Raw genomic sequence first — 23267 nt, forward strand, 5'->3', positions numbered from 1 at the left:
TCTACGTTCGACATGACCTACGTCTTTGGGAGCGAAGCGAAATCCGGGAACCGAGATTTGGAATTCCCGGATTTCGAATCTCTGCGGCAGTGGAATTAACTTCCGACTCCAAACCCATAAATTACGGCTTCTGATTTTTCAACGACGCGAATTTCATCAAGATCCGCGGCACCTAGGAAGCGAAGCGTTTTTTCCTCATCCTCATCACTCATTTCGCTATCGTCTTCTACAAAGCCGCAGATTCCGGTTTCATTTGCTGTTGGAATCCCCTTATAGGTTATAAAATGTTCGGCACAATTGAGTGAGTTGACAACAGTTTCGCGAAACTCTGTACAGTGGCCTATATGGGCAGCGAATAGTTCTACGGTATGTAAGCCTCGCAACCCTAAATCAATTTGAAGAATCTCTACAAACTCTTCTGCGCTGTAGCCTGCAACAGTTTGCGTGTCTTTATCTCCTTGGGCTAGGATTGTGAGTGAATCCCCCTGGTTAATGCTATTAGCGAATGCATGTAAATTATCATCATCGGCCAAATTTATTACGGTTAAATCATTGATACCCTCAATAATCGGATCGTTAAGAGCATAGATATATCGGACAGTCTGCTGCTTTTCATTTCTAAGTTTTGCGCCTATTTCGCTATTGGATAGCAGTTCGTGCTCAATTGCTGGCGGATGCGTTTCATCAGGAGAGTAGAATTCGATAACTATTGATTTTGTGCTTTTTTGATTTGTTGTTTTAAATAGCTTCATTATTATTACCTCTACTATTATTTAAGCCGTAATGCTTAAAAATTATCTAATTGTACTTTAATTTACAAGAGGGATCTAAGATATTTCGTGCATAATCTTGTTTATTTTGTTATTATAATGAGCATTTTTTACTTAATAAAACCCTTTATTAGGTGCGCTTTAAATATTTGGAACCCCTATGACACAAGAATCAGCAAGCTTCTCCTCCCTTAATCTATCAGATAGCTTATTAAAAGCGCTTGAGGATATGAAGTTTAAAACACCATCGCCTATCCAGGCTAAAACTATCCCATTATTATTGCAAGGGCAGGATGTTATTGCCCAGGCACAAACAGGAACAGGTAAGACAGCAGCCTTTGCCTTACCTATTCTTCAACGTTTATCTGCAAAATCACAGGCAACACAAGCTTTAATTCTGGCGCCAACCCGTGAATTGGCGATTCAGGTGGCTGAGCAGTTTGAAGCCTTGAGTGTCCACCAACACATTACAGTTTCGGTCCTTTGCGGTGGCCAGGACTATCGTCGGCAATTGAAGCAACTCCGTGATGGAGCGCAAGTTGTCGTAGGTACGCCAGGGCGGATTCTTGATCATATCGATCGAGGTACTTTGCAATTAGGTCAATTATCTACCTTTGTTCTTGATGAAGCTGATGAAATGTTGCGCATGGGATTCATCGAAGATGTGGAAATGATCCTGTCTAAATTGCCTGAGAAAAGGCAAATGGCTTTATTTTCAGCAACTATGCCTCATCGTATTCGCCAGATTGCTAACAGCTACTTGAACGAGCCGGTTTCTGTGGAAATACGTGCCGAAACTGCGACAGTTAAAAGTATTGAACAGCGCTTCCTTTTTGCATCAAACGCTCAAAAACCCGATGCCTTGTTACGTATCTTAGCGGTTGAGGATTACCAGGGCGTTATGGTGTTTGTGCGTACCAAAAGCAGTACAGAAGACGTGGCCGAAGTATTACAGCAGCAGGGCTATCGTGCCATGGCAATCCATGGGGATATTACCCAGGCTTTGCGTGAGAAAATAATTGCGCAATTCAGACAGGGGGCAATTGATGTTTTAGTTGCTACTGATGTTGCCGCGCGTGGGTTGGATGTAGAGCGAGTAACCCATGTTATTAACTATGATGTACCCCATGATTGCGAAACCTATGTTCACCGCATTGGTCGTACCGGAAGGGCTGGCCGTAGTGGCGTGACTATATTATTTGCGACTCCAAAAGAATCGCGTATTTTAAATACCATTGAACGCCATACTCGCCAACGTATTGAAAAGGTCATAGTACCAAATGACTACATGATTCAAACGGCAAGACAACAACGTTTTATGGCAAATATCAGTGCTCGTCTAGAGCATGAGCATCTGCCCGCTTATCAACGAATTGTTGAAGGCTTCCTAAAAGAGCATGATGTATCTGCGCTTGATGTAGCCGCAGTCTTAGCCCTGATGTTACATCAGGACAAACCTTGGCAAGTTGATTTACCCAAACCAACACGCCCAGCTAAAGAGGCTCGAGTCAGGGATAGTGAATTCAAAGCAGGTCGTGGCGAACGAGGCGAACGAAATGGCCGGGGTTCGAATGAACGTAGTCGTGGTGATCGCAGCGATAGAAAAAATTTCCGCGATGATCATCCACAAGAGTTATTCAGAATTGATGTAGGCCGTGTGCACGGTGTGAAACCGGGCAATATTGTTGGTGCCATTGCCAATGAAGCTGGCTTACAAAGTCGTCATATTACCGGACTTAAAATTCATGATGACCACTCTACGGTACGCCTACCAAAAGGTATGTCGAAAGAAGTATTTCAGGATTTAAATAACGCTTGGGTTTGCGGTCGCCAGCTAAAGTTGACCTCCCTCGGCGCAGCCTAATAACTGACTAGCGAAAGGCTGACTTTTGACGCATCTTGCGCGAAAAATCAGCCTTTCTCTCAGCAAGATCTGTAGCCTGGATGTAACGAAACAAAGTCCAGGAAGTCGAATCACTGCTCCCGGATTTCGCTTCGCTACATCCAGGCTACCTTCAATCCACGCAACAACACCTCCTCGCAAGAAGGCAAAGGCTTTTCCAGGTAAGCTGCATTCAAATCCAGCTTTTCTCTTCATGATGAAAGAAAGAACCATAGCTTTTTATTGAGCTTATTTGTGAAATTTTGTTTTATGTGCTCTTAAATTCCCCTTTTTTTTGCTTTATCATGGCTCTCTGTAATTTTTAGAGCAGATAGAAAACTCATGTTTTTAACGTTTATTATGGATGTAGAAATGCATTTGAGAGTGACAATGGCGTGTCTGCACACTCACAATCTAAAAGAGGCTGATAGGCAGATTAAGCTGGTGTATGAAAAGTTATTGTCTTGTAATGCCTATGATAAAGAAATTGAAGCCAATAGTGATTACCAAAAACGAATGGGTAGGACATTAGAATACTTTACCTACTTCAGGAACTATCTGCTCATACAAAGCATTCATTTTCTAATCCTGCGAACTAGTAGTTCCTTGTATGTATCTAACCTTGATGAGGCAGGCGTTTTACTAGGAGATGCGATAAAGCGGCTGAATTATGCTGCTGCAATTTATCAGGATGCTCTTAACAATGATTTGGGGAAGACACAGCCTTATATTTCATATCCTGACGCTCTTAAGGACTTGGATTTTAGGTTGAGAGAAGTACAAGTAAAATATAATTGTGACCGAGCTGCCAATCGAATTTTAAGCAATATAGTTAATTTTAATGCAAATCAGGTTGCTATGGGTTTAGACAGAGACAGATCTAGAGTAGATACCAATAACCCCAATGCTAGCGCTCTGAGGCGCTTTGGAAAATTTTCTCTAGTAATAGCAAGGCCTAAGCGGGAAGAACAAGGCAGCTTAGAATTGTCTCTTCCCTATTAGATGCCGTCATTGCATTCGCAATGATGGCTGCTCTGTGTTGTAGGGATAAGCAAAGTAATAGGTTACCCCGTCACCCAACATAGCCCGTCATCCTGAGCGCAGCGAAGGATCTCCTGAATCTGGTACCGTGCCAATCCCGGAGATCCTTCGCTGCGCTCTGGATGACAGAATGCAGGGATAGCGTGTCTTATTACTAAGTAAAATAGGCCAGCCTATACCTTGCTTAATAACAGTTGGCAATAAGCTCCGCAATTACCAACAGGCCCTATATTTCCTTAAGTTTATTAAAATTGCTTTTTGTTAGGTTAAAACTGTCTCGATAATATAAAAGGCAGCCTAATAGACCCACAAGCAGGGCACCCGCCATAGCACAGTATGGGATAATCACAAGAGAGCGATGGTAAGATTCCAGCGTGTATAATCTTAATCCTTCCTCAGTCAAAGTCCCTGTCCAGCCACTATCCATTCGCTGTCCTATCAGAGTATGAAAAAAAGAGCCTCCTAGCATGTTGATACAGTTAAGAAAAGCGACAGTGACCCCTAAGAGTTGAGGACTTACAAGATCAGCCCCGGTGGCGAAAACAATCACCTGATAGCAACACATCATCCCTATTAGAAAGAACAATCCAGCAAACCAATACCAGTTATAGCTAGCTGTTGCGAGCACTGAGGTAAAGGCAAAGGCCATTAACAAGCCAGCAACGAGGATGACTTTATAATTGCCTAAACGCTTGCTGAAAAAGGCCAGCATGGGGCCACCAAAAAGCATACCGATAAAAATAAAAGAAACTAACTGTGCAGCATCACCCTTCGCTAAATTGAAGGAGGTCATTAGATAGGGTACACCCCAAACATCAGCGAAGCCCTCAAGTGAGCCAACCATTAAAAAATTAGCGATAGCTAAAAGCCAGATAAAAGGTGAGCAAAGCAGTGTTTTAAAATACCTTAGTTTGAAAGAGTCAGCTCCTTGCTGCACGCTGGCTTGAGGGCTACGTAAGAATAAATAAGCACTTAGACCAAGCAAGATAGCAACAATAGCCAAGGTTTCCGCAACATTTTGCCAACTATAATGCGCTACAAGTAAGCTGACCGGCTTGCCGCCATAAATAGCGCCTAGCAGGCCGACGGTAAAGGAAAGTCCAATCATCCGAGCATAGAGATTCTTGGGAAACCATTCAGAGACAACCTTTGATACTCCCAAGAAACCCACGGCAGAGCCAGCACCGATAAGCAAACGACTTAGACAGGCAAGATACCAATTGTTGGTATAGCTGAAGGTTAAGGTCGCTAAACCACAAAGAAGGGCGAAGCTGAATACCACATAACGTGCACCGAAGCGTTCAAGCATAATTGCGACGGGAATTTGCATACCCGAATAACCATAGTAATAAAGGGCAGCAAGAAAGCCAAAATGGCTGGCATCAATTGAAAACTGCCCCATGATTTGCTGCATCATGAGGCCAGGCCACAAGCGCAGAATAAATTGATAAGCAAAAAAGAATAAAGGGAAGAGCCACATTAGATAGGAAAGAACATATTTATTTTGATAAGACATTTGCCACCTCATTGTTTAGGTGATTTAGAAGGGATTCGGTTTAATAATTGGTGTATGAGATGAGATCGGCTATTTAGCCGATAATAATTGGCAAAGTGGAGATTGAGATGAGGTTATAAGATTCAGTCAGCATTGTTCAAAAAAAGTTTCATAAGGCTATTAAAAAACTATACAGAACTTTTAAGAAACATAAAAGCCTTATTTTGTAATTATTGATAATGCCGTGCCTGCAAGAGCTCTTGTAATACCTTGGGCAAGAACGATTGCATTTTATTGGTAATCGCTACCTCATGTTTTTGCCATAAGGTTCCAAGATAGATGATGGCCAGGCCAATAAAAGTTAAGGCAAAGGGGAATAGAAGGCTGTCTTTAAAAATAGCATCGGCAAGATGGCCAAGATAGAAGCTAAACCCAAGTCCGCCAAAGATGACAAAAACCTTCCTCACGAGAATCAAGCCAACCCCGATCAGCAGGAGGTTAATGCACATATAGAGGAATTTTGATAATTCGCTATTCGAATTTAGACAAGATAAACCACCCCAGAAGGTTATGACACCAAAAAGGTAAAGCCAAAAGGCATAATCCGCTGAATGACGCGATTCGACATCGACCCAAAGGGCTAGCAAGAGCGTAGCCAAGCCAAAGTATAGGGAAACCTTAGCGCTTAAGTCGAAACTGTAGCTGTCAACGGCGATCATGGATGTTAAATCCATTGACATATACCAAAGTGTCACTGCAATCGGCATCACCATAAATGGATAACGATAAATCCAAGCTAGAATAAGGCCCACTAATAAGGTACCTAATTCCATAAAAATCCAATGCCATTGTATATAGTAGTGGTAATCACGGTAAGGTGAGTCGTCAGGCCACCATCCCATACCACGCTGTAATCCATAAATGGCCAGTGGAGTTAGGGCAACCACAAAAGTAGCGCAAATTCCGGCAGGAATGGGATAGTCTTTGTTTTTAAACATGGACGATAAATAAAGGCCTGCAAAGGCGTAAATCAGAGATATAAAAAAGATTCCCCAACCGCCAAAAGTTTCCCAACCCAGAGTCATAAATAGAGTCATCGCGCAGATGGCTATTAATCCTCCGAGATAATATAAGACATTAGTAATATTGAAACGCGGACTTTGCTCGGGTTGATTCTGCAAAAACGTTAATAGAGATTCAGCTTGTTGTTCGCTAATAATTTTAGCTTCAACCGCTTTGGCAAGAGTGTCATGTGAAATATTCATTTCATCAATCTCAATTGGATGTCTGCCTTAATTTAAAGTATAGATGTTATTAACATCAGTTATTAAAAGGGTTTTGTTTTTTCTCAGTATTTTTAGTTATAAGACCAGTAAATATTGAATATTCAACAAATTAAGAGTTGTTTACAAACCTCGAGTTATTTATTAAATTATTTTTCATATTTTTATTGATAACCGACGTTAACTTGTCGAATCTCTGAGAGGTCTCCAAATGCAGGCACAAAACCACATTCTGAAAATTTGCTTTTATTGTGTTTATGGCGCGGAATAGATATTCAGTCTGTAAAAAAATTGCTTGCTTAAAAGGTTGTTATTATAATCTGGCTGTTTCGTAAAAATTCAATTAACTAAGGTTGCAGATGAGACTTCTATTTTCAGTGTTTGCGTTAATCCTATCTGGTTTTGTTCATGCTACCCCTTTAGATAAGATCGTTGTTTTTGGTGACAGCTTATCTGATAACGGTAACCTTTATCAGCTGACAGAGCATTTTGTTCCTAACTCTCCTCCTTATTACGAAGGGCGTTTTACCAATGGACCTGTATGGGTCGAAGCTTTAGCTGAATCTTATTATCATGAGAATAGCTCCGCTTATTTACGTGATTATGCCTTTGGTGGTGCCTCAATTTCTGATGACCCCAGGCTTCCTACTTTAAAAAATCAAATAGCCCTGTATTTGAATGCCCATCAGGGAAAGGCTGATGAAAACAATTTATATATCATATGGATTGGTGCTAACAATTACGTCGCGATGCCTAATGAAGATGTTGATCAGACCGTAGCTAAGGTTACCATGGGTATCAGAGCTGGTGTGGAATCGCTAATCAAGGGTGGGGCAAAACATTTTATGTTAGTTAATTTACCCGATTTAGGCATCACACCTATGCCGAAAGAGCTATTTGATGACCCGGATAACCCGGATAAGGTAGATCAGGTTAGAGAGTTACTCTCAAGGTACTCAAATAAGCATAATGATCTTCTACCGCAGACGGTTAGTGATTTGAAAGACGCTAATCAGGGAGTTGATGTTCTGCTTTTTGATGCCAATTCGGAAATAAGCCATATTTCCGCTGAGGGGAAGTTTAACAATATTACACAGTCATGTTATGCAACCCGTATCGATAAGCCGACAGCTAATGTAAGTTTGCAAATTGCTGCGAAGGTAAAATTACCACCAACACCTAATGAAAATCTCTGTAAGGAATTTTTATTCTTTGATGCCTTACATCCAACAGTGAAGGTTCATCGGCTTTTTGCTGCGAAGGTAAAAGAGTTTTTAACAACAAATGGAATCGAATTCTCCTCAACAACAGCCGGTTAATAAGTTAGATTATTTCGAAGGTTGTTCAGGATGATGGTAGAGTTGTAAGCATCGTAAGTGTAATAGGTCCGCTTGTAAGTAGTAATTTCAGGCAGGGATCTTGCTTGCGAAGGATTAGAATAAATCAAGGAAGGTTAATGATGCGATTCTTTTTGGGACTTTGTCTACTAGCTGTATTTTCCGTGCATGAGGTTTGCGCGGAAACCCTTGAAATTCAAGCTAGTGGACAAAAAACCAAATTAACCTATTGGGCTGCGCAAAGCAAAATACAGTATGGCGGGTTGCTGATTGTTGCTGGTGGAGAACCTCAGGATGGTATTAGAGTGCTCAAAAAGCTATGCAGGCGCTTGTCGAAATCAGGATGGTCAGTTGCCTTTTTAAATGCTTATCAACTAGGCGATAAAGCAAATTGGACAGCACAATTGCCCGAGGCCTTATCTGCCTTGCGTCAGAAAAATATTTCAAACTTGGTCTTGCTTCATTATGGAGCTCAGCTAGGTCCCTTATTAGATTATTTCTCTAAATTACAACAAATTAACGGTTTAATTTTGCTTTCAGCCTTTGATCTGAAGTCCCCAACAGAATCAGCAGCTTCACTAGAAAAAATCGCATTCCCAGTATTCGATATGGTAGGGCAATTTGATTATGACACCGTTAGCAGGCAGGCTGCCTTGCGTCGAAAAACTGTTCATTCTAACAATTATCTACAGTATAAACTTCCAGGTGCAGCACATGACTATGCCTATACAGATGCTATGTTGGCTGCTTATCTCCATGGTTGGATGAGGCATTTGGCACCTAAGAAAACACCCGATAATTTATCTGCCGGTGGACCACCAACCTTGCGTATTAGGAATTAGCCACTACCAACCCTTAGACTCACAGATTTGTTCATAAGCCTTGGTAATTTTTTGTGTTTTATCATTCGCTATTTTAATCATTTCTTCTGGCAGTCCTTGTGCAATGAGCTTATCAGGGTGATTGCGGCTAATTAATCGTCTGTAGGCGCGCTTGGTTTCTTGCTTATTGGCATTCGGATTCAATTCTAAAATTGCGTAAGCCTGTGCAAGAAAGCTATCTTGGGCATTCTGTTGGGTTGATTGATAGCCACGACTGCGATTATAACTATGGCTCCCTTGGTTAGGACTATTACCGAAATCGGTGTAAAACTGATATTGCTCATGCAAGGGTGCTAAGCCCATTCGCCTGAATATGATGTCCAGTGCCTGTATTTTTGAGGCTGATAAACCATCAGTCTGTGCGGCGCGGTATTGGATATCGATAAATAGCTTTAATAATTCTGGATTATCACGGCAAGTATCAAGGAGTCGATTTACCATCTGTCCTAAATCAAAATTTGCTGCCTTACCTTGATTAAAAAAATTCTGCGCCGCTCGCTTTTGTTCGCGATTAAGACCCATGTCATGCATTAGCGTAGTCGCCATATTAATTTCTTGCTGTGATACACGCCCATCTGCCTTAGCAATATGTCCGATGACAGAGAATGTTGCTTCAAAAAATACTTTTTGGATAAGTTGGCGGCGCTCAACACGGTAATGCCAATAGGGCTTGCTGTAATGCCCTGACAAGGTGCGGTCAAAAAAATTACCAATCAGAAGGCCAAAGAGTGCGCCGGCTGAACCGCCTATTAGGAAGCCGAGGAAGGCACCAACAATTTTCCCCCACCAGCGATTAGTAGTAAAAAACTCACGAACATTCATTTAATTCTTACTTCCACTTATTGTTACTAATAATTCTAGCTGCAAAATGCTTTTGATTAAACTTTTTACTTTGAAAGTCGATTTTCAGAGGTTTACCGCGGAAGTGCGGCTATAATCGCAAATTCCCTAGTTCAAAATTACAAAATAAAGATATAATCGCTCTTTTTCAAATAGAGATGTGTATGCGGCAGCTTTATTCACTTCTAATGTACTTACTTACCCCTTATCTTTTACTACGCCTATGGTGGAAAGGGCGTAGCTTACCTGCCTACCGCGAGCGAATTGCTGAACGATTCTCCTTAGATAATAGACCAGCAGAAGACGTTGATATCTGGGTTCATGCTGTTTCTTTGGGTGAAGTGATTGCTGTAACACCATTAATTGATGCTTTATTGGATAAACAATGGCGCATTTTGATAACAACAATGACGCCTACAGGCGCTGAACGGGTGAAAACTCGATTTGGTGATAAGGTCTCGCATCGCTATGTACCCTATGATTTGCCCTGGGTTTTGCGTCGTTTTTTCAAAAAGGTACAACCTCGACTGGGGCTTATTGTTGAGACAGAGCTTTGGCCGAATTTGATTCATTTTGCTACACAGTCTGATATTCCCCTATTTCTAATTAATGCTCGTTTATCCGATAGTTCATGCCAGGGTTATAAAAAAATAGCGTTCTTAATTGCTCCTGTATTAAACCAATTTAATTCAATTTTTGCACAAAGCGAGGATGACGCTAAACGATTTAAGGCACTGGGTGCCGATGATTTTAGGGTTGTGGTGCTTGGCAATATGAAGTTTGATTTGCAGACACAAAATATCAACAGTGAAGTTTTCCAGAAATTGCAAGAGAGTTGGGGTAAAGATCGTAGTGTTGTGATGGTTGCCAGTACGCATGATGACGAGGAATCACAAATCCTATCGCGCTTAAGAAAGCTGCAACAAGGATTGCCAAAGATGGTTTTACTCATCGCGCCTCGCCATCCTGAGCGTTTTCAAAAGGTTTATCAATTAAGTGTGGAGCAGGGTTTTAACACAGGTTTGCGTTCTAAGGCTGAAACCTTGTCTACAGACAATGAGGTTGTTGTTTTGGATTCCTTGGGAGAACTTTTAGGTTTTTATCAAATCGCTGATTATGCCTTTGTTGGTGGTAGTTTGGTGCCGGTAGGCGGGCATAATGTATTAGAGCCCATCGCAATGCAGGTTCCGGTATTTAGCGGACCTGAGGTTCATAATTTTAAGACAATCTGCCGGGATTTAGAGTCTGCTCATGCTATAGAGTTGGCCGCGAATGCTGATGACTTAGTCGAGAGAATTATTGCCCTGCACCAGAATGAAGAGAAGAAGAAACGCCTGATCAATAATGCAACCTTGGTACTTGAGGCTAACAAAGGTGCTGTTGAGCGTTATGTTGCTAAGGCAGAGGGTATTTTAAAGGTCTGAGATTCTCTTTTTGAATCCCCTCTCCACTATGCGTTAGAGGACACTGCCAAGGGATTCTACATCAAAGCCGTTCGGGCTGAGGAGGCCTTTAGGCCGTCTCGAAGCCTTTCATAGTAACGCTTCGAGACGTGAGCTAACGCTCAGACCTCTCAAAGAACGGTGTCCGAAGGATAGATGAGGGATCGTGCTAGAGCAGCCCCTCATCTATCCTTCGGGCACCTTTTCCCCAGAGGGGAGAAGGGATAAATAAGAAGTCTCTCTAGGGAGCAAAGACAAGTCTCCTTTCCCCCTGAAGTTTAAGCGTGTTGAGTCGCTGCTGCTAAGTTTACTGCTTGTTCTTGTAAAAACTCCTGGTCTACGACCTGCAGTAAATAATCGAGTGTCCGGCGGGAACTGCCTTCAGTTAACTTATCATGAAATTTCATTGTCTTGCTCAGCACATGACTTTTTAACATTTCTGGATTGTTGTGGTAGCTCCCAACTAGCTCTCTTAAGTCTTTAGCGTATTTATGAATAGTAACGCTGTGCTTGCTCTTGAAGAAAGAAATAGCTGCTCGGCAGTGTATTTCTTTGTTAGTTTCAAAAAGGTTAGCAATGGTTTCTACTTTATCAGTCAGGTCTGCAAAATTGGAATTTGCCAATTGTTGCATTGCCTTGGTGAAAACATCTGTTTCTTGAGAATCCACAACAATATTACGTTCATAGTCAAGAACATGCATATCACGTATTTTTAACAAATCTGAATTTCTGACCCTAGAAAAGTCTTTATTCAATATTGTTGGCAATACTTCACGTAAGAAACCGATATTATTAGCTTTTAACAGTCTGATCACTGCTAGTTTGTAGTCAGGGCCTTTAAAGTCACTCAGCGAATAGTGCTTATAGTTACCTTCGCCATGTCGATTGAATACTTCTAAAAGATCAGGGAATTTATCGTTAAGCGCATTAAGCTCCTGGCTGTGTAAGGCATTAAAATAGCGGCCTACTTTTCTTTTGTTTTCCTCGATAATCTCACGAGAATAAGTCATGAATAATTCGGCTTGAAATAATTCCACGGCGCGTTTTTCATCCATGTCTGCGAGTGCCATATAACTGTCAATTACTTTGGCAGCATCCATATGAAAGGCATTATCTTTCGCACTTGCCCATTCTATTAAATCAGCAAAATTGTTACGGCTATAAATTTCCGCATAAAGCTCGTTTTGCAAAAAGCCGGTTACAAAGCCACTACCAGTTTGATAATGAGGTAAGTAGCGACTGTCACCGTGGTGCATGATCGAAACATCTGCTTCCAACTGACCCTCGCCCCATTGCAAGCTTTGTTGATGAGCTGCATGGATAACTACACCGCGCTCACCACGTGGAGTAGGAAAGCGGGAACGTAAATAAGGATTTACTGGTAATGATGCAATATCGAGGTCTGGAAACACCAGACTTGCTATTTTCCTTGTATAGTCTGTTATGGCGAGTTCATAAGCATTTTTATCTTCCATGCCGTTCATTGCAGCGGGAATTTCTGCACCAATATAAAGAATATCATTCGCGTAGAATACGCGAATTCGTGGTGGACGGACGAGATGCCAGCCAAATGCCGCCAAGGGTTCTTGCCATGGGGTAAGATCTAGAGAGCGTTGATTTCTTCTTAATTGATCACAGCTTAGTTTTCCCGTAATGACAAAGGTCGTCGTTCCATGTAAGGGCGTTACAGGCATTGCTTTAACATCATCCGTGGCGCCATTCACCTGAACCTTTATTTTCTCTGGATAGACAATCTGGGCTTGTTGGTCGTCATCGTGTAGAGCGCCTGTGGCTACATGGATTTTGATATCATTTTCTTCATCGATACCTTCGAGAGATGCTCTATTGTTGTATAAAACCATAGCAACTTCTCTTTGGATAGCTTCGTTAGAATCGACATCGAGTTTCTTTTTGATTAATAAAGGCGGATTAGCTTCATCTTCACATAAAGTATCAATCAATATTAATTGCAAATCGCGAATTTGAATTTGGCTGAAAGGTTTAGATGAAAACACCTTATCATCATGGTGTTGAAAACCCTGGCGTACTGAGAATTGGCGCTGGTGCATTAGACCCAATAATTTCTCTTGATTAATGCCATCAGCTAATAGTTTTGCAGTAACGTCTTCATTTTCGAAACGAAAGATATTGGCTCTGGCTCTTACTCTATCAATATCCTTGTGTTCAGGTCTTAGGCGGTCATCAATGATAACAATTTTAGCTTTGGGATCAATTCGTTTGATCTTTAATGCTCTGTGTAGATTAGCAGGACCCGCACCAATAAATACATGAACTGTCATAATAGTCTCTTTAAGAAGATTAATATAATGCGAATCCATGCCCCTTGAGTCGGAATCTAAACCTCGTTACTGAGCTTTTTTCTTTATGCTGGAACAAAAAATTTTGTCCCAGTTGAAATCATTTTTATTCTGGCCATTATATTTATGGAAACTTAAGGGAAGGTTAGTAAAGGGGGGGGTGTTGTTACAAAAGTGTAATGTTTTATTAGTAAATAGCTAATTTTATCCGTCTATCTGAATTTTGTGAAAAAAATTCTGGCTGAGATCAAGAATTTGCTATTTGGGGTTTGGCAGATCCATTAAAAAATGTCTCCAAAATTCCTACTTTTTCCTGATCATTTTTTTCTTGGGCAAGTTCCAATGCAGTCTTTCCATCGCGATCTCTGTTATGGATTAACTGTAATTGAGAAAAAACAGTGCTTAGATTCTGTAATAATTCGTTGCTGCCGTAAAGAACGGCGTAATGTAAAGCATTCCGGCCATGGGTATCAACGGCTGCAGGATTTGAGTGCTCCAACAAATAATACACTGCCTTGTCCTGGTTGGATAAAACGGCTCGTAATAAAGGTGTAACTCCCTGATTATTTTGTTTCTCCAGAAGAGAGGCATGGTCTTTTTGCACTTCTTTCAGTATCTCCACTATACCCCGCTCAGCGGCCATATGTGCTAGCGTATCGCCACTACGATTGGAAGTAGTATATACAAGAGGGTCGGCCGCAAGATATGGAAAAATATCCAGGATTTTTGCTGGATTGTTATTCGTATTAAATAAGGTCATGATTGGCGTTTGTTTGAGAACGGATTGCGATAAAGGAGATGCACCCTGCGCCAACAATAATTGCACTACTTCTGTTTGACCATTTAAGGCAGCAAGGTGCAAGGCAGTAAGTCCGCCAGAATTGGTTAGCAATAGAATGGACTTTTTATCAGATGGCTCTAGATTTTCCAGTTTTTCTTCAAGTAAAGGCACCATTCCACATTTAGCCGCATATAAAAGTAGTGGCATTTTTTCAGAGGCAGAAGAGGCTTTGTTTAATGGAGTAGAGCCTAAATCATCTTTGATCTTCATCTATATCTCTCGCATGATGTTCAATTAAACTCTAGCCCAATCTTTTGCTTATTTCAAATACAGGGATATGTACTGTGTCTAGCCAATAATTAGACAGAGATCTGTTGTTGAGCCGGGAATGCTTAATTTGATTTATTTTCAATCATGCACAACAATTATTAGTAAGTGTACTCATTGTGAGTTTTCTAATGTTAGTGTCTGTCCAAAATCCCAGGAGTGATCCGCGCATAGAAAAATTGAACATTAAAATACAGATGTACAATGAAATATCTGAGGATCTACCCTATGAGAAAAAGCTAACTCAAAAAGCACTGCTTTTAGAAGAAATTAACTATATGGCTAATTTTTTTAAAAATAAAATTAAGGATAGTAAGATGTCAGCCCATACCGTTTTCGGACTATACGGGCTTTATGAATTTCCGGGTATTAGTAGAGAAATAGCGAGTTTATCAGGCATAGATACAGCAGCATACAATAGTGAAATACAACTGATTCAATTATCAAAAGCTCGAGAAAAAATTGAAGATGTCTTTGAGGCAATACAACGTAGAGGACCGTATACGAAGGACGACACATTCAATGAAGTGTTTAATGCCTTCGAAACACTTAGTTTGCAAAAACTAGATGCGGATGGCAGTCAAGCGCAGCAGGAAGCTTATTACTATAATTTGATAAAATTCAAAGAATTTTTACTTAATAAGCTCGCGTTTGAAACCCCTGAGCCCAGTTCCAATACCGAGCATTTCCAAAAAATGCTGGCTAGTGTTAACTATGAATTACAGGCTTGTATACTGAGTATTCCTCATTTGAAAAGAGAATATACCGAACAGCTCTACAGTGAAGAAACTCTGATGACCTTGTCTTCTAAAATTGAGAGTTTTACTCTTGTGCAATTAAGACAAGCCAATGCACTACTCAGAAGCAACCCTCCTACTGAGGAAAACATCTCTGAATTAAGACAATTGTTATTCGCTGATTCACCTCATATACAATTGACTCGTTTGGGGGGAGCAAATAATGCTAACTGGAAAATATCGGATGAATTGACTGGTCGTGAATATTTGCTTCGTGCTGCCGATCCAGTGCCTAATCAAGCAGCATTAAGACAACTTTCTCTAGGCCCCATGCAGCAATTTTTTGCAAAAGACTATCTGTCTACTATTCCTGAGCTTGCGGAAAACCCATGTAGTATTTCTATTTCTGAATTCATTCCAGATGGCGATTTGTACACCCAACGGTCTAACATGGGGGAGGCGCCGGATCCTAATGAATTGACACGGCAAGCTATCAATACGATTAGCCAATTAACACAAATTGGACAACATTTGCTAGCAAGTAATTGCGCACACACAGATATCAAACTGACGAATTTTCTCATTAGAGATGGCCAAGTGAAGATTAGTGATACCAAGGGAATTCTAAAATGCAATGAAAATAAAAGGTTTCGTACCCTTGAAGTTACTACAAAGATTTACGCTCCACCTGAAGCAAGACCTCAAGAAGGGTATAGTGGGGAAGCATTTATGAGTTATCAAATTGGATTGGCGCTTTATGACTACCTGGTACAGCCTCCAAGCACATCGCCTGCATGGTCTGAAAAACACCCCCTAGATTACAGCCATCCCTATTTTAGTACCCCTCAAGGGGAAACGATGCAAGGACTGATTTCTTCCATGACAGATCCAAATCCTGAAAATCGCCTCAGTTTGTCAGAGGCACAGGAAACCCTTGGCCTCATCCAGGATTTTATTATGGAGCAAGCTCCTGCTCCGGTGGATCTGGATTTACCAGAGTTACCTGTTGTTCCAGATGCTCTTCCCTACGATTTTTTACCTGGATTACCATTTGAAGCTGAACATGATGCTACTCAAATATTTCAGAGATTTGAAGAGTTTTCTCGAGTGGAGAGGGTTATCGAGGCTGATGATCCGTCTGATGCCCCAGTTGAAACTGAAAACGTTACAGCTGAAATAAGCCAACCAATAAGTGGCACGAATGAGGAAGAGCCTGCTGCTGTTAAAGATGCGGATGAGGAAGAGAATGAAGAGGAGGAGAACGAAAAAAACAGCTCAAACTCACTGCGTATGAGATAGTGCCTGACAATAAACCCCGAATCCTTTTTAAATTCAGGGTTTATTTAGAATGATTTACTAGCCGCCTTGGTTTTGGCGCTCTTTGATTTCTGACAGGGTTTTACAGTCAATGCAAAGCGTTGCTGTGGGGCGTGCTTCCAAACGGCGAAGGCCGATTTCAATACCACAGGCTTCACAATAGCCAAAGTCTTGATCACGTAATCTCTCAAGAGCGTCTTCAATTTTCTTGATGAGTTTGCGTTCTCGATCGCGAGTTCTCAACTCAAGGCTAAACTCTTCTTCCTGGCTAGCTCGATCTGAGGGATCTGGGAAATTTGCAGCCTCATCTTTCATATGAGTTACTGTTCTATCCACTTCCTCCATTAGTGACTGACGCCAGGCAAGCAATATCTTTTCAATATGCGCAAGCTGCCTTTCGTTCATGTATTCTTCGCCTTCAGTTTCCTGATAGGGGGCTATTCCCATGCTGCTAACGGCGTCATTTTTCACTTTTAGTCTACTCTCAGTTGTTGAATTGATTAATTGTTCTGGCATCGATGCCTCCTGCTCTGCTTTTGCGTCTCTTCAACACATACAATTAAAAGGCGGTAGGTATATCAAAAAACCTGCTAGCCATCAACTAATAATTCGTCTACCACCACTGACACGGTCGTTTCCTTGCCAATCTTGCCAGCATTGTACTTGTTTATACCCATAATTATTAAGCATAGACCCTACTACAGATTTTTGATCAAAACCATGCTCCAATAATAATAGCCCGTCAGGCTTAAGCCTCGCAAGACTATGTTCAATAATATGCCTTAAGGCTGTTAATCCGTCCTCGCCACTGATCAGGGCTAGCGTTGGTTCAAAGCGAACATCGCCGAGACTTAGATGGGGATCATTGGCGGCAATATAGGGTGGATTAGCTACAATGGCATCAAAATGCTGCTTTGCAGATATTTTTTCAAACCAGTTAGAAAGAAAAAAACAAATGTTTGTCAGGCCAAGTCGGGCTGCATTTTCTTCCGCAGTCTGTAAGGCGCCATTACTACAATCGCAGGCTGTTATCTGCCAATCAGGGCGCTCTGAGGCACAGGCCAAGGCTATAGCGCCGCTACCAGTACCTAAATCAAGAATCTTTGCCTGTGGTTTGTCAGCCAGCTGACTTAAGGCCAGCTCAACCAGTAATTCGGTTTCTGGGCGAGGAATTAGCGTGTCTTCGCAAACCTTTAAGGAGAGTGACCAAAACTCGCGAGTACCAGTTAAATAAGCAATAGGAACTCCATGCTGACGTTGGCAAACTAAGCGTTGAAAAGTTTGCCACTGAGCTTTGGTTAAGAGAGTTTCTTGGTAGGCGTAAAGATAGCTACGGGTTTTCATTAAAACATGGGCGAGTAGTACCTCAGCATCCAAACGGGCACTGTCGCTAGAGCGTTCGAGCTCAGAGGTTGCTTGCAACAGTGCTGTTTTGATTTCAATCATGACGGCCTAACTCAGCGAGTAATTCAGCGTGGTATTCGCGTTTTAAAGCGTCAATTACAGGTGTTAAGTCACCAGCTATCACATCATTCAATTGATAGAGGGTTAGGTTGATACGATGATCGGTTAAACGTCCTTGGGGGAAATTATAGGTACGAATACGTTCAGAGCGATCTCCTGTGCCTACCAAGGATTTGCGTGTTTGTGCTTGTTGCTGACGTTGTTTACTTTGTTCGGCATCCAACAGTCTTGTCCTTAAAAGTGCCATCGCCTTAGCTCGGTTTTTATGTTGCGAGCGTTCATCCTGGCATTCAACAACAAGACCAGTCGGTAAATGGGTAATCCGGATTGCTGAATCAGTTTTATTGACGTGCTGACCACCGGCACCTGAAGAGCGGTAAGTATCGATGCGTAGCTCGTCGCTATTAATTTCGATATCGTCTATCTCTTCAACCTCTGGCAAGATTGCAACGGTGCAGGCTGAAGTATGAACGCGACCCTGGGATTCAGTTTCAGGAACCCGTTGTACGCGATGTGCGCCCGATTCAAATTTTAATTGTGAATAAACAGCGCTGCCGCTTATCCGGGCAATAATTTCTTTATAACCACCATGTTCGCCATGGCTGGCACTGACTACCTCAACTTGCCAACCCTGTGTTTCTGCGTAGCGGCTATACATGCGATACAAATCGCCGGCAAAAATAGCTGCCTCGTCACCGCCTGTTCCGGCGCGTACCTCGAGATAAATATTGCGCTCATCATCCGGATCTTTGGGAATGAGATGCCATTGTAATTGCTCATCAAGCTCTTCCACCTCGGCTTTTGCAGAATCAATTTCATCAGCAGCCATGGCAGCGAGATCTTTATCATCCCCTTCAATAAGCTCTTGCAGGGATGCCAGATTTTCCCGCGCCTGTATATAAGAGTTATAACAGTTCGCGACAGGTTCTAATTGAGCATATTCCTTAGACAAATTTTTAAATTTGTTTTGATCGGCAATGATTGATGCTTCAGACAGGAGGCGACCTACCTCCTGGAAGCGTTCAAGCATTTGCTCTAGTTTTGTTTCAAGCGATTTCTTCATAAGGGGTTTGAGTCTGTGGAGAATTAAATAAGTATTGTGCTAAATCAAGCAGTTCCTCGCGGCCATCCCAAGCTGCTTGGCGTAGGCCTACAGTTGGATAATGAGTGAGCTTGTTGACTAAACGATCGCAAAATTCTAGTAATACCTGCTCTTGGTTGCAGCCTGATGATAATTTACCCTGAGCCCGCTGTAATTCGTAGCGAGCCAAGTTCTGCATTTGGCTGCGATAGTCGCAAATGACATCTTTCGCACGTAATGAACGATGCCAGCGAATATAGTTTTCTAATTCACAATCAATCAATTGCTCCGCTTGCTGGGCTGCTGAGCGTCGCTCGTCCATTCCTCGATCACTCATAGATTGCAGATCATCTATGTTGTAAAGATGAACCGAATCCAACTCGGCTACATTGGCTTCAATATCACGAGGAACAGCCAGATCAAGGAAGAACATGGGCGCATTGTCACGTTGAGACAATGCATGTTCTACCATGTTTTTATTGATAAAAGGGAGAGGGCAGGCTGTAGCAGAAATAACAACATCCGCTTGCGACAAATATTGCGGTATATCGCTAATTGCCAGCGCTTTTCCGTCAAAGTCAGCAGCAAGTTGTTTAGCATTATCCGTTGTGCGGCTAGCAACCAGAAAACGCTTAACCCCTTGTTTATGCAAGTATTTAGCGACTAGGGTCGCTGTCTCACCAGAGCCAATTATAAAAACCCGTAAAGGCTTATAGTCAGTAAACATTTGACCTATAAGTTGCACGGCTGCATAGGCCACTGAAACAGGATTTGTACCAATACCGCTAAGGCTGCGAACACGTTTGCTCGCACTAAAAATATATTGAAAAACCTGGCGCAAATTCGTTTTTACAGTACCTAGCTCACAGGCATAGTGATAAGCCTGTTTCATTTGCCCAAGAATTTGTGGTTCACCAAGCATCATAGAATCTAGGCCGCTGGCGACACGCAAAGTATGGCGAATTCCGTGTGAGCCATGATGCATATAAAGGTAGGGCGATAGTAGTTCTGGGCTGAATTGGTGCTGCTCAGCAAGCCAGGGTACAATACTTTCGGGTTCGTCAGTTTCGCAATAAATTTCTGTGCGATTACAGGTAGATAGGATTGCAGCTTCATTAACTGACCTTAAATCGACAAGGCTTTGAAGCAGCTTATCTTGCATAGCAAGAGGCAATGCGATTTTTTCACGCACTTGCAAAGGAGCAGTTTTATGATTTAGTCCGCAGGCGACAAACACGATAGAATATTAGGGAAACAGAGCAATCTTGCGATTGTAAACTATTAGAGAAAGAATTTGTAGAGTAAATAAGGGAACTATAAATAGCTGCTTTGTATGGGGCAGGAGTTAAAAATCCTCTTAATCATTCCGAAGGCCCTGCAGTCAAGCTCATCGGTATCTACATAAGTGTCTGTAATAGATGAGCCCTGTGTCCCTCTAAAGCACGTCATCCAGAGCGCAGCGAAGGATCTCCTGAATGTGGCACGGTGCTAATTCTGGAGATCCTTCGCTGCGCTCTGGATGACGTAGTGTTGAAACAAGGAAGGACGTGACTTTATTACAGATACTTGTGTAGATACCTATGGGTCGATGCCGCAGGTATTCGAATTTTTTATGGATTGTCCATTAGCTAGCTATGTTTTTTATCTGGCAACACAAAATAAGATTGCTCCAAGGATAGTGTTACAGATAGTATTTTTCCTCATGGAAAAACGGATTTATTAAAGAGAGGTTTGTATGTCAAAGATTAATGGTGGGCAGCTGGTTATTAAATGTTTGGAAGCGCATGGAGTGGAGTTTGTTTTTGGTATCCCTGGTGCAAAAGTTGATACGGTTTTTGATGCATTGGAAGATTCATCGATTAAATTAATTTTATGCCGCCACGAGCAAAATGCTGCGTTTATGGCTGCAGCCTATGGTCGCCTAACGGGTAAGCCTGGTGTTGTTCTTGTGACCTCTGGCCCAGGTGTTTCAAACCTGGCAACTGGATTATTAACTGCAACAACAGAGGGCGATCCCATCGTTGCACTTGGTGGTAATGTCTCCCGCAATATGGCTCTAAAAGCCTCTCATCAAAACACTGATAATGTGCAGCTAATGAAGCCAGTTTGTAAGACCAGCGTTGAAACGCAGGTCGCTGAGGTTATTCCAGAGGCAATTGCCAATGCATTTCGCACTGCTGTCGCGCCCAAAAGAGGGGCTTGCTTTATTAGTCTTCCGCAAGATGTATTGAAGGAGCCTACCTCGGTAAGCGTCATAGAGCCTGGACCCAAAATTAGTTATGGCCCTGCATATCCTGAAACCTTAAAGGCCGTTTCAGAATTAGTTAATCAAGCAAAATGTCCTGTTTTATTATTAGGCGAGGAGGCAAGTCGCCCAGAAAATACTGAAGCCGTCCGAAAAATGCTTTTAAAAACGCATTTACCTACTGTTGGTACCTTTCAGGCCGCAGGTGTAGTCTCAAGAGAATTGGTTTCTTGTTTTGCAGGGCGAGTTGGATTATTTCGTAATCAACCAGGCGATCAGTTGCTGAATCAGTCCGATGTTATCTTAACCGTTGGCTTTGATTCGGTAGAGTACGATCCAGAAATATGGAATGCTGAACGTCAAAAAGCAATTATTCATATTGATTATTCACGAGCCAATATTCATGAAACTTATCAACCCAAATATGAAGTGCTAGGTGATATTGATGCCAATCTCAATGCATTGACTGAACGTTTAGACGCCTCCATGGCATCGAGAAGCAAAGAAAATGTTAAAGCACATCATGATGCCCACCAGAAAATTATTTTGGAAGGAAAATTGCGGTCAAACAGCGAGCTAATGCATCCCTTACATTTTATTCATGAGTTACGGGAGGCGATTGACGATGACACCTTAATTGCTTGTGATGTTGGAACGATTTATATGTGGATGTCTCGATATTTCTTATCTTATCAACCCCATCATTTGCTATTTAGCAATGGCCAACAAACCTTAGGTATTGCATTGCCCTGGGCTATGGCTGCAAAAATGGTTTATCCAGAAAAAAGGATTATTTCTATGTCAGGAGATGGTGGTTTTTTATTTTCAGCCATGGAATTAGAAACTGCGGTCAGAGCTAAGCTTGATTTTATACATTTTGTCTGGCGCGATGGTGCTTACAATATGGTGAAAGAACAAGAGTTAATGAAGTATAAACGTCCATCTGGCGTAGAGTTTGGCAAGGTAGATATAGTTGACTACGCAAAAGCCTTTGGAGCAGTAGGGTATGAATTGCAAGACCCCGCTCTCTTTGGTGAATTACTACAAGAGGCCTTTAAGCAACGTGGACCGGTATTAATTGATATTCCGATTGACTATTCTGACAATCCAGGGTTGTTTGAAACGGAGGTGTTATCTTGAGTTGTTCGAATAAAACCTTATTTCAGGTCGGGGTGTTATGCGGGTTTCTTAATAAAGTGTATGAGGGCGAGCACAGCCTCGCTCAAATTATGAAAAAGGGAAACATGGGCATTGGAACCTTTGATTCTGTCCATGGCGAGTTAATTGGATTGGATGGTCAGTTCTATCGAATAATCGAAGATGGTATTGCCCGTCCTGTCGATCCGGAGCAAAAATCACCCTTTGCCTGGGTGATTGACTTTGAGGAAACGCAACAGTTTGTCCTGGAAAATATTCAAAGTTTCGAACATTTTTCAGAAGAGTTTGATCAGCGAGTGTCATCACCTAATTACATTTACGCCTATCGTTTTGAATGCTTGATGGAAGAAATGGAGTGTCGCTCGGAAGCTTGTCAGCCGAAGCCTTTTCAACCTTTGGTAGAAACAATGGCTGATGTTCAGGTCAATTTCTCTTATAGCAACATCAACGCAATGGTTGCTGGTTTTTATTTCCCCTCTTATATGGCAACAATCAACATACCTGGTCATCACATGCATTTTGTGGATCCAACGACTCAGAAAGGTGGGCATGTTTTTGGTTTTTCATTTAAAAAGGCATTAATCAAAGTCTGCTGTATCAAAAACTTTGAACTTGCATTAATCGAGTCAGAAACCTTTGAAAAATTAGATACGCAGATTGACAATATGAAAGAAGCTACGCATTTAATTGAGAAGCAGCGTAAGTGATCTCTGCGAGGGGCTGGTGTGATGATAGGCACTGCCATTAAGTTAAGGACATTTGTCATTCCCGCGAAGGCGGGAAACCATCTCTACATTGGCACTGTGCTTAGCCAGAAATAGTTTCCCGCCTTCGCGGGAATGACAAAACCTTCCTTAAATTAATGACA

Annotated in this window: 18 protein-coding genes; 8 read left to right on the plus strand and 10 right to left on the minus strand. The window is 41.8% G+C overall.

The features are described 5' to 3' along the window. Positions 1 to 95: 95 nt before the first annotated feature. On the minus strand, positions 96 to 752 hold the full coding sequence (locus BN1094_RS05920) for a hypothetical protein (RefSeq protein ID WP_043873361.1): 657 nt from the start codon (positions 750 to 752) through the stop codon (positions 96 to 98). 178 nt (positions 753 to 930) lie between these two features. On the opposite strand from BN1094_RS05920, the gene BN1094_RS05925 reads away from it, so the two are divergent. Continuing rightward, entirely contained in the window at positions 931 to 2634 is a 1704-nt protein-coding gene (locus BN1094_RS05925; protein WP_043873362.1) for a DEAD/DEAH box helicase, read from the plus strand. Positions 2635 to 2994: 360 nt separating this feature from the next. After that, the gene (locus BN1094_RS05930) at positions 2995 to 3654 is read left to right on the plus strand and encodes a hypothetical protein (protein ID WP_043873363.1); all 660 of its coding nucleotides are present in this window, start codon (positions 2995 to 2997) and stop codon (positions 3652 to 3654) included. Positions 3655 to 3919: 265 nt separating this feature from the next. Here BN1094_RS05930 and BN1094_RS05935 read toward each other — a convergent pair whose 3' ends face one another. Next, on the minus strand, positions 3920 to 5209 hold the full coding sequence (locus tag BN1094_RS05935; RefSeq protein ID WP_099908971.1) for an MFS transporter: 1290 nt from the start codon (positions 5207 to 5209) through the stop codon (positions 3920 to 3922). A 209-nt stretch (positions 5210 to 5418) separates the two neighbouring features. Beyond that, positions 5419 to 6453 (minus strand): hypothetical protein, encoded by a 1035-nt coding sequence (locus BN1094_RS05940; protein ID WP_043873365.1) that lies wholly within the window; start codon positions 6451 to 6453, stop codon positions 5419 to 5421. 377 nt (positions 6454 to 6830) lie between these two features. Here BN1094_RS05940 and BN1094_RS05945 point away from each other — a divergent pair, with 377 nt between their 5' ends. Beyond that, positions 6831 to 7790 carry an SGNH/GDSL hydrolase family protein gene (locus tag BN1094_RS05945; RefSeq protein ID WP_043873366.1) on the plus strand — a complete coding sequence of 320 codons (960 nt, stop codon included), beginning with the start codon at positions 6831 to 6833 and terminating at the stop codon, positions 7788 to 7790. A gap of 137 nt (positions 7791 to 7927) precedes the next feature. After that, positions 7928 to 8650, plus strand: coding sequence for a hypothetical protein (locus BN1094_RS05950; RefSeq protein WP_052403154.1), 723 nt, complete (start codon positions 7928 to 7930; stop codon positions 8648 to 8650). Positions 8651 to 8653: 3 nt separating this feature from the next. Here the strand turns inward: BN1094_RS05950 and djlA are convergent, their stop codons facing one another. Beyond that, the gene (gene djlA, locus BN1094_RS05955) at positions 8654 to 9511 is read right to left on the minus strand and encodes a co-chaperone DjlA (protein ID WP_043873367.1); all 858 of its coding nucleotides are present in this window, start codon (positions 9509 to 9511) and stop codon (positions 8654 to 8656) included. 182 nt (positions 9512 to 9693) lie between these two features. On the opposite strand from djlA, the gene waaA reads away from it, so the two are divergent. Beyond that, the gene (gene waaA / locus BN1094_RS05960; protein WP_043873368.1) at positions 9694 to 10953 is read left to right on the plus strand and encodes a lipid IV(A) 3-deoxy-D-manno-octulosonic acid transferase; all 1260 of its coding nucleotides are present in this window, start codon (positions 9694 to 9696) and stop codon (positions 10951 to 10953) included. Positions 10954 to 11249: 296 nt separating this feature from the next. Here waaA and BN1094_RS05965 read toward each other — a convergent pair whose 3' ends face one another. Further along, a complete protein-coding gene (locus BN1094_RS05965) occupies positions 11250 to 13271 on the minus strand; it encodes a hypothetical protein (protein WP_141650430.1) in 2022 nt (673 codons plus the stop codon). A 265-nt stretch (positions 13272 to 13536) separates the two neighbouring features. Beyond that, the gene (locus tag BN1094_RS05970) at positions 13537 to 14340 is read right to left on the minus strand and encodes an ankyrin repeat domain-containing protein (protein WP_043873370.1); all 804 of its coding nucleotides are present in this window, start codon (positions 14338 to 14340) and stop codon (positions 13537 to 13539) included. Between the two features lie 188 nt (positions 14341 to 14528). On the opposite strand from BN1094_RS05970, the gene BN1094_RS05975 reads away from it, so the two are divergent. Next, the gene (locus tag BN1094_RS05975) at positions 14529 to 16433 is read left to right on the plus strand and encodes a protein kinase domain-containing protein (RefSeq protein ID WP_043873371.1); all 1905 of its coding nucleotides are present in this window, start codon (positions 14529 to 14531) and stop codon (positions 16431 to 16433) included. Positions 16434 to 16490: 57 nt separating this feature from the next. On the opposite strand, the gene dksA is transcribed toward BN1094_RS05975, so the two are convergent. From dksA to hemA, 4 genes are all read right to left on the minus strand, one after another. After that, entirely contained in the window at positions 16491 to 16967 is a 477-nt protein-coding gene (dksA, locus tag BN1094_RS05980; protein ID WP_043873372.1) for an RNA polymerase-binding protein DksA, read from the minus strand. A gap of 81 nt (positions 16968 to 17048) precedes the next feature. Further along, the gene (gene prmC / locus BN1094_RS05985; RefSeq protein ID WP_043873373.1) at positions 17049 to 17897 is read right to left on the minus strand and encodes a peptide chain release factor N(5)-glutamine methyltransferase; all 849 of its coding nucleotides are present in this window, start codon (positions 17895 to 17897) and stop codon (positions 17049 to 17051) included. Continuing rightward, positions 17890 to 18978 (minus strand): peptide chain release factor 1, encoded by a 1089-nt coding sequence (gene prfA / locus BN1094_RS05990; RefSeq protein WP_043873374.1) that lies wholly within the window; start codon positions 18976 to 18978, stop codon positions 17890 to 17892. Before prfA ends, prmC begins: the two co-directional genes overlap by 8 nt. Then, positions 18962 to 20236, minus strand: coding sequence for a glutamyl-tRNA reductase (gene hemA, locus BN1094_RS05995; protein WP_043873375.1), 1275 nt, complete (start codon positions 20234 to 20236; stop codon positions 18962 to 18964). Before hemA ends, prfA begins: the two co-directional genes overlap by 17 nt. A gap of 495 nt (positions 20237 to 20731) precedes the next feature. Here hemA and alsS point away from each other — a divergent pair, with 495 nt between their 5' ends. Both alsS and budA read left to right on the plus strand, forming a co-directional pair. Continuing rightward, positions 20732 to 22381 (plus strand): acetolactate synthase AlsS, encoded by a 1650-nt coding sequence (gene alsS, locus BN1094_RS06000; RefSeq protein ID WP_043873376.1) that lies wholly within the window; start codon positions 20732 to 20734, stop codon positions 22379 to 22381. Continuing rightward, on the plus strand, positions 22378 to 23106 hold the full coding sequence (budA, locus tag BN1094_RS06005; RefSeq protein ID WP_043873377.1) for an acetolactate decarboxylase: 729 nt from the start codon (positions 22378 to 22380) through the stop codon (positions 23104 to 23106). The genes alsS and budA overlap by 4 nt, the downstream gene beginning before the upstream one ends. Positions 23107 to 23267: the final 161 nt, after the last annotated feature.

Source organism: Legionella massiliensis, from assembly GCF_000756815.1.
GTDB classification, from domain to species: domain Bacteria; phylum Pseudomonadota; class Gammaproteobacteria; order Legionellales; family Legionellaceae; genus Tatlockia; species Tatlockia massiliensis.